The 6,105-nt window shown below is 33.3% G+C and carries 4 protein-coding genes; all 4 read right to left on the reverse strand.

The genetic code is table 11. The annotated features are described in order from the left end of the window. Nucleotides 1-1,715 (reverse strand): glycoside hydrolase family 65 protein (locus TS1_RS11790; RefSeq protein WP_068710676.1); only part of this gene is annotated, 1,715 nt, incomplete at its 3' end. Between the two features lie 96 nt (nt 1,716-1,811). Next, nucleotides 1,812-2,942 (reverse strand): NAD(P)-dependent malic enzyme, encoded by a 1,131-nt coding sequence (locus tag TS1_RS11795; protein ID WP_407701896.1) that lies wholly within the window; start codon nt 2,940-2,942, stop codon nt 1,812-1,814. An 11-nt stretch (nt 2,943-2,953) separates the two neighbouring features. Beyond that, nucleotides 2,954-4,648, reverse strand: coding sequence for a glycoside hydrolase family 13 protein (locus tag TS1_RS11800; RefSeq protein WP_068710678.1), 1,695 nt, complete (start codon nt 4,646-4,648; stop codon nt 2,954-2,956). Nucleotides 4,649-4,723: 75 nt separating this feature from the next. Beyond that, entirely contained in the window at nt 4,724-5,731 is a 1,008-nt protein-coding gene (locus TS1_RS11805) for a LacI family DNA-binding transcriptional regulator (protein WP_068710679.1), read from the reverse strand. Between the last annotated feature and the right edge of the window lie 374 nt (nt 5,732-6,105).

A 6,105-nucleotide genomic window follows, 5' to 3' on the forward strand; every position in this document is an offset into this window, starting at 1 on the left:
TTCAGGTTAACTTCTTCTGCTTCAAAATATTTGGTTAGATCAATCATTTGTTTTTTTAGATAGTTATCATCTTGAGGCAAAATACCCTCTTTATTAGGAACTGGGAGATATAATTTATTAGCAATTTCTTTGATTATGTTGAACTGGTTTTTATATTTATTTTTCAGTTCAATATTTTTACTTTCAGCATAAGCTCTTAATGCCACATCCAAATTATACTTCGCTAAATAATTGGTATAGGCGTTATTATTCACATGTTCCTTGTATTCATCTGGTCCAATAACGTCTAGAATCTCATAACGATCTAATTGCTTATTATAATTAACTCGAGAAGTCCAAAAAATAGCCGTCTCCATTAGCAACGAAAATGCATTTTTTTTCATCTCAATATCATTCGTTGCTTTTAAGTATTGCATAAGACCATATATGACATCTCCTGTTATATGATGTTCAATTTTTCCTGTTAGCACTTCTCTCCTTTTTCCTGAAACAACATCAATTCCGCCAAATTTAGGTGTAACTTCACCATCAGATAGCCAGGCGGATTCCCAAGGATATAACGCACCACTGTAACCCTTTAAATCGGCGTTCTCTTTAGCAGCGCCTAATCCCTTTAGACGATACGTTACCAAGCTTTTTGCCCAATGAGGGAAGGTGTATACAAAGTAAGGAAGAATAAAAATCTCAGTATCCCAAAATGTGTGACCTTTGTAACCTTCACCACTTAGTCCTTTACCACTAATGTTCAAACGATTATCGTGAACCGGTGTCATGATATGCAAATGATAACGCGCAGCATTTAAAAGTAATGCATCTTGCGTATCTCCCCGTATTTCAGTCTTACTCTCTTCCCAGATTTTTTCCCAAACAGTTGCAGAAGCGGATAATAAATCTCTATATCTTTCTCTAGTAATTGAATTCAGTTCATCTATTAAACCTTGTCTTAAATAGTCTTTACCAGTATATTCAAGGTCCTGACCCGTTTTTAAAAGAGAGTATTTTGTAAAAGTTACTGTTTCATTTTCAAGTAGGTCAAATTCTTTATTTTCGTACAATTGGCGACGTTTCATCGACGGTTCAGTTTGATGTGCTTTATTTAACTTATGGCAAGTAGCTAATGCGACCTTTGTTTTTTTCTCTGTTGTTTGTGTTTGAAGATAAAGAAATTGGTTATCTAAGTATCTTTTTTCGCCTTCCTCAAAATGTTGACTACCTGTGTTAGTAAAAGTACCATCAATTCCTGATTGAACAGCCATTGTGGCCTGTTTTCCTAAGTTCTCAGCCGTCATTTCAGTAACAATAAGATGTTTGTTGTACATAGATACAAATTTTTTAAAAATAAATCTTACTGAAAATCCAGTTTCGGACTCCCAGATAAAACTTCGAACAGATTCACCATTACGATAATTAAATACACGTCTATATTGCGTTACTCTCCCTCTGTTTAGTGTTAATCTTTTTCCATTCAGCCAAACACTTATTTTGCTAATATCAGGCATATTTGCAAGTTCTGTAACTTCTTTTTTAGAAAACTTGTTAAATATACCTGCAACAAACATGTTTCTTTTCTCAGTCACATACGATTCTTCATGACAATTCCTTACTCCCAGATAACCATTTCCCATAGCCATATTTACTTCAAGTTTTCCTAATGACTCCTCTGAAAAATAATTTTCTGCTATATTCCATTCGTCGATATAATCAATTCTTTCCATAACTATTCCTTTCAGTAGATAAAAACTAAATAACATTTACTTATAATCCGTTAGTAGCTTACTTTCAGAATTTTCTTATTTTTTAAAATAGACCGCTTAATAAGCCTCTCGTACTGCTCGGCTTACAACATCTGCTACTCTTTTATCAAACACATCTGGAATAATATATTCTTCATTTAATTCATTTTCTTCAATAATCCCAGCAATTGCATATGCTGCTGCAATCTTCATTTCAGCTGTAATCGTTTTAGCTCTCACTGCCAGTGCACCTTTAAATATGCCTGGAAAAACTAATAAATTATTAATTTGATTAGATGCATCACTACGACCAGTCCCCATAACTGCTACACCATATTTTTTCGCTTTCGTATAACTAATTTCAGGTTCAGGATTCGCCATAGCAAAAACAATTGGCTGATTATTCATTAATTTGATCATTTCTTCTGTTAAAATATTAGAAACAGAGACTCCGATAAACACATCACTTTGTTTTAAAGCTTCAGATAATGAACCTGTGATATGTCTTGGATTCGTTATTTTTGCGAGTTCTTTTTTATGCCTTTCGATACTCTTTTTTTCTGTCAAAATACCCTCTTCATCACAAACAATAATATCTTTAATTCCGAGATCTATTAACATCTTGGTAATCGCTGTTCCAGCCGCTCCCGGGCCATTTACAACAATTTTTAACTGTTTTAACTTTTTATCGACCAATTTTGCTGCATTGATTAAACTAGCAGCTACTACGATAGCTGTTCCATGCTGATCATCATGAAAAACTGGAATATCTAATTCATTATCAAGTCGTTGTTCAATTTCAAAGCATCTTGGCGATGAAATATCTTCTAAATTAATTCCACCAAAAGATGGAGCAATCCTTTTGATTGTCTGGATAATTTCCTCGATATTTGTTGTATCTAAACAAATAGGAATAGCATCAACTTGACCAAATTGTTTAAAAAGAGTCGCTTTTCCCTCCATTACAGGGATTGCCGCTTCTGGTTTAATATCACCTAATCCAAGAACTGCTGTACCATCAGAAACAACAGCAATCATATTCCCTTTACTTGTATACTCATATACTTTGTCCTTATCTTCATTAATCACTTTACAAGGCGATGCAACTCCTGGAGTATAAACTTGACTTAAGTCTTCTCTTGAACGAACCATTATTTTGCTTTTTGTGGAAAATTTACCTTTGTATTTTTTATGAAGCTCTAACGACATCTCCGAATTATTCACTTAGCATTCCCCTTTTCTGAGAATACTTTATAAACTCTAGCTTCATATGGTTTCAGATGAGTAGTTTTTGTTTCATTTGCGTTCACTTCATAATTTGCTAATAATAACTCTGTTTTGCTATTTATAAGTTCTTTAGGCAAAACTACTTGCTGGTGTTGTTTCTGAAAATTAAATATCATCAACCATTTCTCATCACCAAATGAACGAGTATAAGCAACAATATTATCGTAGTCTTCCAAAATTGGTTGATAATTTCCATATACTAAAAGTTCATATTTTTTTCTCATTTTAATTAACGTCTTATAAAGATCACGAATAGATTCTTCTGATTTTTTATCTTTTTCAACATTAATTTCGCTATAGTTTGGGTTTACTGCCAACCAAGGTTTCCCTTCCGAAAACCCTGCGTTTAAATTATTGTTCCAGTGCATCGGGGTGCGAACATTGTCACGACTCATCATTTTCAAACTGTCTAAAGCTTCCTGTGGATCTTTGCCCTTTTCTACCATTGTATGATATTTTCCTACGGTATATTGCTCGTTGTAATAATCAATAGTAGGAAAGTCCACGTTGGTCATACCAATTTCTTCTCCTTGATAAACATAAGGGGTTCCCGGCAACGTATGAATAAGTATTGCCAGCATCTTTGCTGATGGAATACGGTATTCCTTGTCATCAGCAAATCTCGAAACTTGTCTTGGTGAATCATGGTTAGATAAGTACTGGGTAATCCATCCATTCTGCTCAATAACCTTATACCAGCGCTTCTGAATATCCTTAAATTCTGATACAGATACCAAATGTTGATTTTTAGCTATTTCGAAATGGAATAACATATTAATTTCTTCTCGCTCTTCATTAACATAGTCAATAGCAATGTCTGATTTTAAATTTCCGGTTTCTCCAACTGTCATAAGATTATATTTACTAAATACTTTTTGATTAAGTTCATGTAATAATTCATGGATACCAGGACAGTTGGCACACATTTCTCGATCGACAACAAAACCATTTACCCCCACTGGAGGAGTGGGTGGACGATGAGAATCAGGAAATCCTTTCGGCTTAACTAGACGATTAACAGCATCTAAACGAAATCCATCAATACCTTTTTCACACCACCAAGTCAACATATCAATCATTTCAGCTTTTAACTTAGGACTCTCCCAATTTAAATCAGGCATATGCTTAGAATATTGATGTAGATAGTATTCTCCCGTAGCTTCATTCCATTCCCAAGCAGACCCACGACCTTCATAGAAATAATTGCCCCAGTTGTTAGGTTCTTTTCCATTCTTGGCAGGTTGCCAAATAAAATATTCATGATATGGATTATTTTTCGATTTAATAGCTTCTTTAAACCATATGTGTTGATCAGATATATGATTTAAAACCATATCCATTATCAAGCGCATACCCCTCTTATGAACCTCTTGCAAAAGTTGATCAAAATCATCCATCGTCCCAAACAATGGATTGATTTTCCTATAATCTGAAATATCATATCCATTATCAACTTGTGGAGATTGGTAAATTGGATTTAACCAAATGACATCTACACCTAAATCTGCGATATAATCAAGTTTTTCAAGAATTCCTTGTAAATCTCCTACGCCATCATTATTTGAGTCTTTAAAACTTTTTGGATAAATCTGATAAACAACTGCTTCTTTCCACCACTTTTTTTCCATATGACTTCTCCTTTTATTTAAAGCGCTTTAAATTTTTTAAATTAATTAAAGGCAAACAGAGGAGTTCACCTTTAATCAGAATGTTGTATCTCTAATAATTAATTTTGTGTCCATCATATAATGTGTTATCACTGTGTTTCCCTGAATCCGAGAAATTAGAACTTCCAAACTTTTTTTTACAATTCTAGTAACATTCTGTTCAATACACGATAATTTCGCTACACAGATATTCGGATTAATCAAATTATCAAAACTAATAATTTGGACATCCTCTGGTACACCAAAACCATGTTCATGAAGTGCGTTATAGATCGCTAATGACGAATAAGCATCACCAGCTAATATACCATCCACTTTTATTTCACTTTCTAATAAACGATTGATCGCTTCATAAGAATGAGCATAGTCTGTATTAGGTAACTCTATATACGTGTCTTCGTTAAATGAGAGTTTATTTTTAAAAAAAGATCTTTTTATCCCATCAACTTTCATCTGATTACTAACAATTTCTTTGGCCCCACCAAAATAATGAATATTTTTGCAGCCTTTCTCACATAGGTAATCTACAGCTTGCTCAATTCCATCTTCTATATCAGACATAATATGTGATTCATTGATGCCTTCATAGTAACTACCAACAAACACCATTGGTATATTATTTTTTCTAAGGAGCTCAAAGTAACTAGGCGGACGATTGTCCTGAATACTTGGATAAACAATTGCTCCTTCTACACGAAAAGAAACAAATCGAGCAATCATTTCCTCTTCGTAAGTTTCATTGCTATCGGTAGTAGCAAAAATCATTTCATAGCCTATCTTTCGTAACTCTGATTCTATTTGTTGAACTAACTGACTATAAAACAAATTTGAAATATTTGGCACGAGTACGCCAATTGTCTTTGTTCTGCCATTTTGAGAAAGACTTCTAGCACTCATACTAGTTATATAACCCATCTCATGGGCTATTGAAATCACTTCTCTCTTAGTTTTTTCGCTCACTCCTCCTCGGTTATTCATTGCCAACGAAGCAGTGCCTTCTGAAACACCCGCAGCTTTAGCAATATCCTTAAGTGTTACCCCCATTATTCACACATCCTTTAAAGCGCTTTAAAAATGCTATGACAAAAAGATAACATATTATAAAGCGTTTTACAATATATTATCGTAATATTTTTCGCAATATAAGTTTTCAAGATTAAACTAAACTATTTTTGTCTATGCTAATTATCAATTAACACAAAAAGAATATTTCGACCACCTTAACATAAAGTTCCCTTTTTATTAGCATTTCATTGCTTTGATTATAACTCTATAATCGGACACACTTGTTATATCATAATACCATCTGAAAAAAATTGGGGAAAATTGCAACAAAAATATATTTTTAAATTGCGGCTTAGTATGAAAAAAGAAATTTCTTTACTTTCGATTTTTTAATAAATAATTGTCCAAAATTT

Source organism: Tetragenococcus solitarius NBRC 100494 (assembly GCF_001544195.1).
Taxonomy (GTDB): domain Bacteria; phylum Bacillota; class Bacilli; order Lactobacillales; family Enterococcaceae; genus Tetragenococcus; species Tetragenococcus solitarius.